This window comes from Bifidobacterium jacchi (assembly GCF_009078285.1).
In the GTDB taxonomy this organism is placed as follows: Bacteria; Actinomycetota; Actinomycetes; order Actinomycetales; family Bifidobacteriaceae; genus Bifidobacterium; species Bifidobacterium jacchi.
Genome location: NZ_RQSP01000080.1, coordinates 1 through 3,336 on the forward strand (window position 1 = coordinate 1; position 3,336 = coordinate 3,336).

A 3,336-nucleotide genomic window follows, 5' to 3' on the forward strand; every position below is an offset into this window, starting at 1 on the left:
GAAAAACACCGCTCACAACGCGGACACCAACTTGACAAAACACAGCTGAAACGCCGGTACGAGAAGGACGGCGAGGCGGGCCTCCTGCCCCGTTCACGCCGTGCGCACCGGATAGCGAACAGGACCGGGACGCGGATCAGGGAGCGGATCGTCGCGCTCCGGCGCGAATTGGACGCCGCCGGCCTGGATTCGGGGCCGGAGTCCATCGCCGCGCGCCTGGAGCGCGAGGGCGTCACGCCTCCCGCGAACTCCACGATCCACCGGATCCTCAGGCAGGCTGGCCTGGTGCGCCCCGAGCCGAGGAAGCGGCCCAGGTCCTCGTACGCGAGGTTCGAGGCCGAGCTGCCCAACGAGACATGGCAGTCGGACTTCACCCACTGGCCCATCGCGGACGGCACGGACGCGCTCGTCGTCTCGTGGCTCGACGACCACTCGCGCTTCCTCCTGTACTCGCACGCGTACGCGACGGTCACCATGACGACGATCGAGGAGTCGTTCCGCGAGGCGTGCTCCCGGTACGGGATCCCCGCGTCCACGCTCACCGACAACGGCCTCGTGTACACGACCCGCCTGCACTCCGCCGAACCCGGCTCGTTCGAGCGCCTGCTCGCCCTGATGGGCGTGCGCCAGAAGAACGGCAGCCCCTACCATCCCCAGACCCAGGGCAAGATCGAACGCTGGCACCGCACCCTCAAGCAGTGGCTCGCCGCCAGGCCCCTCGCGCGCGATCTCGACGAGCTCAACCGCCAGCTCGACGGGTTCCGCCGCGAGTACAACGAGGAGCGCCCCCACCGCGCCCTGGACCGGCATACCCCCAAGGAGGCATACGAGGCCAAGGGCAAGGCCGGCCCCGACCCCGAGATCGCCGCCCGCGAACAGGCCAGACGCGACGAGGAGGCACGCCGCGAGGCCGAACGCGGCACGACCGGAAGACGCAGGCCCGTCCCGGCCACCGCACGCACGCAGCCCAAGCCCGTGGACGTGACCGTCCCGGCAGGAACGCACACGGCCGACCGGCGCGGATGCGTCAGCGTCAGCCGCAAGGACGTCGCCCCGCTGCGCCGCGTCGTCGTCAACATCGGCAGGAGGAACGCCGGCAGAACGGTGGAGCTGGCCATCAACCACGGCATCATCACCGTCATCGACCCCTCCACCGGCGAGCTACTCGCCGACCAGAGACTCGACACCACACGCGAATACCAATACCGCAAGCCACCGGCGAACGTCAACGATGCCCCAGAACAGCAGTAAACCATGCCCCAGGACACCCCGTCAACCATGCCCCGAGACACCCGTCAACCATGCCCCGAGACAACACAGCGCTGAGATGCCGGTTAGTGCAAGGATTTCACGAACTCAAGGCAAATCCCGAAAAATCCTTGCGCTAACACAGAGGATCCAAAGAGGACACACAAAGAGGACACAAGGAGGACAGATGCAAAGAGGACACAAAGAGGACACAAAGAGGACGCCAAAAGAGAACGCCAAAAGAGAACGCCAAAAGAGAACGCCAAAAGAGGATACCTACGAAGACCAATAGAAGTCGGGAGTGACGAAAAGAACGAACAGAACGAAAAGAATGAGACGAACAGAGAAACGAAAGGAACTATAGCTAACAAGCAAGAGGGCGTAAGAGACTAGGGCACAATCCCGAGATTGTCTTCTTCCCTAAAACACTCGCGCGGACCTCGCAATGAACCAATCGCAATGAGCCACGAACCACCGCTTAGCTGTCGGTCATCTATCGGTCATCTGTCGGTCATCTTTTCTTAGCGGACCTTCGGAACACCCACCGCGAGCAGCTTGGCCTCCAACCTCGCGGTATTTATCACATCCTCATAGAACAGATGAACCACCATGACTCCCCGCTCGCGAAGATGTCGCTCTCGTCTGCGCTCATAGTCGAGCTTCGCCTGCAGACTGGCACGATTCGCATTGGACACGTCCGCATATTTTGCCATGCCGTCATACTCGGCCGCAATGATGCGCCCGTCATGCAATCGCCAACAGAAATCTACTCGATATGGCATATCAGGATTGTCGGGATTCGGGAATTCGATCTGAAGCTGCGGCGTCGCAAAACCGCAATCAATGATTTTGCCGCGGCTCAGAGACTCACCGCCATTCTCCGATTTGGGATCAGCGTGCTGAAGCAGCAACCGCACAGGACTCTCATCGCGGTTCGACAGCAACGCCTCCGTTGCGATGTCGTCAACGGTCACGCTCCCGCTCCGCAGCGCCGAATCATAGATGGCGAGAGCGTTGGCGAACGGCATTGAAGCGCAGTCCACAAGGGTTCGTGCCGGAGACGTGACGGATACTCCGCGATATCGGCATCGCGGAATCCGAGACATATAGGTGCGATGGAGCCTCGGGGGACCCTTTCGGCAGATTCCGCCGGTACTAGCTATATGCACAGTACCGTCATGCAACGTATGCGCATGCTGATATCCATAGATACATGCGGCAGACAGTCCTGCGAACGTCCACTGGGGATGGCATATGGCGAGGGCACCAACGACATGCCAATGACGTTCGTCGACATCAAGAGCCTGCCAGTAGGCTCTGTCCGCGAACAGATTGGGGTACGGCGAAACCAGTTCCAAGGACTGTACCCGGCGACGCATGGCGTGATAGAGCGATCCGCCGTCTCCTATGGCACAACGACGATTCAGTTCCGCTTCTCGCAGCAGTCGGCTAACACCTTCATGTTTTCTCATGCCGCGACACTATATGAATGTATTGGACTTGCGCAAGCTGAAACGGGTCTTGTGGACGGAACCTCAGCCAATTGTGGATAAGACTGTGGATAACTATGGATAGCTTTGTACTGGGTCAGCTCACCCCGGCAACTCTCCTAACTCTCCTAACTCTCCTAGACAACTCCTCCTAGCATAGGGGAGCCAAAGAGGTAGACAGAGAAGTAGACAAAGAAGTAGACAAAGTGGATTTGTGAGCAGTCAATTAGGGGTCACGGCTGAGCCTTTAACTATGACTATGACATGGGATGTCCAGAGGTCCGAATGACCGACAGCGCGAATGTCTGACCATGTTTCGGGAAGGCGTGGTCAATAAGGTACCAGCTCATGCAGTACTAGCGCAGGCTGTATGTAGCGCAGGCTGTACTAGCGCAAGCTGTACTAGCGCAAGCTGTACTAGCGCAAGAAATTCTCGGAAAGAACGGCAATTTCGTAAAATCCTTGCGCTGGGATCTGCGCCAGGAGATCAATTAACGATCAATTAGCAATCAACTAGCGATCAATTAACGATCAATTAGCGATCAATTAGCGCAAGGATTTCTCGGAAACAAGGGGAACTTCGTAAAATCCTTGCGCT

The 3,336-nt window shown here is 58.8% G+C and carries 3 protein-coding genes; 2 read left to right on the forward strand and 1 reads right to left on the reverse strand.

Annotated features, from left to right (window positions below; genetic code table 11):
- Nucleotides 1-1,251, forward strand: a 1,251-nt coding sequence (locus EHS19_RS10335; protein ID WP_151917679.1) for an IS481 family transposase, incomplete at its 5' end; no start/stop codon positions are given.
- A 518-nt stretch (nucleotides 1,252-1,769) separates the two neighbouring features.
- On the opposite strand, the gene EHS19_RS11500 is transcribed toward EHS19_RS10335, so the two are convergent.
- Complete coding sequence (locus EHS19_RS11500; protein WP_241677219.1) at nucleotides 1,770-2,276, reverse strand: hypothetical protein; 507 nt, start codon at nucleotides 2,274-2,276, stop codon at nucleotides 1,770-1,772.
- A gap of 165 nt (nucleotides 2,277-2,441) precedes the next feature.
- On the opposite strand from EHS19_RS11500, the gene EHS19_RS11505 reads away from it, so the two are divergent.
- Entirely contained in the window at nucleotides 2,442-2,801 is a 360-nt protein-coding gene (locus tag EHS19_RS11505) for a hypothetical protein (protein WP_241677220.1), read from the forward strand.
- Nucleotides 2,802-3,336: the final 535 nt, after the last annotated feature.

Coding starts and splice junctions, on each gene's coding strand:
- EHS19_RS11500 (WP_241677219.1), bottom strand. CDS start 2,276: ATGCCGTTCGCCAACGCTCTCGCCATCTATGATTCGGCGCTGCGGAGC.
- EHS19_RS11505 (WP_241677220.1), top strand. CDS start 2,442: ATGCTGATATCCATAGATACATGCGGCAGACAGTCCTGCGAACGTCCA.